Origin of the sequence: Streptomyces sp. SID9727, from assembly GCF_010550605.1 — a bacterium.
Taxonomy (GTDB): domain Bacteria; phylum Actinomycetota; class Actinomycetes; order Streptomycetales; family Streptomycetaceae; genus Streptomyces.
In genome coordinates this window covers 1-823 of record NZ_JAAGNI010000292.1, presented here as the reverse complement: position 1 = coordinate 823, position 823 = coordinate 1, and the positions used below count along the sequence as shown (strand labels likewise).

Here is an 823-nt window from a genome sequence, read left to right as displayed (position 1 = left end):
CTGGACCCTGCCCCGCGTCGTCGGCGCGGCCGGGGCGCAGGCGATGCTCAAGTCGGGGCTCGTGCTGCCCGGGCGGCGCGTCGTCGTCGCCGGAAGCGGTCCGCTGCTGCAGGCCGTCGCTCTCTCCCTGTCCAGGGCCGGGGCCCGGGTGCCCGCCCTGGTGGAGGCCGCCGGCTACGGGGCGTACGCCCGCGCCCCCCGCGTCCTGGCCGCGAACCCCGACCGGCTCGCGGAGGGCGCCCGCCACCGGACCGGCCTCGTCCGGCACGGGGTGCGGATGCTCACGCACCGGGCCGTCACCGCCGTCCACGGCACCGAGCGGGTGGAGGGGGTCACGGTCAGCCGGATCGACCGCGCCTGGCGCCCCGTGCCGGGGACCGGGCAGCGCATCGACTGCGACGCGCTCGCGGTCGGCCACGGCCTCGTACCGCAGCTGGACCTCGCCCTCGGCCTCGGCTGCGCCACCCGCACCGGCACGGACGGCTCGGCGGCCCTGGAGGTCGACGAGCAGCTGCGTACCACCGTGCCCGGAGTCTGGGCCGCCGGCGAGACCGGCGGCGTCGGCGGCGTCCGACTGGCCGTCGTCGAAGGGGAGCTGGCCGCGCTCTCGGTGATCGCCGAAGCGCGGGGCGGCAGGCCCGGGGCCCGCACGGGAGTGCTGCGCCGCAGCCGGCGCCGGATGCGTGACTTCGCCGCGCTGATGGGGGCCGTGCACCTGCCCGGGCCGGGGTGGACCGGCTGGCTCGCCCCCGACACCGAGGTCTGCCGGTGCGAGGAGGTCACCGCGGCCACGGTCCGGACCGCCGTCGCCGAGCTGGGCGCC

Annotated in this window: 1 protein-coding gene; it reads left to right on the top strand. The window is 79.3% G+C overall.

Annotated features, from left to right (window positions below; translation table 11 throughout):
• On the top strand, positions 1 to 823 hold an 823-nt coding region (locus tag G3I41_RS18580), incomplete at both ends, for an FAD-dependent oxidoreductase (RefSeq protein WP_164401342.1).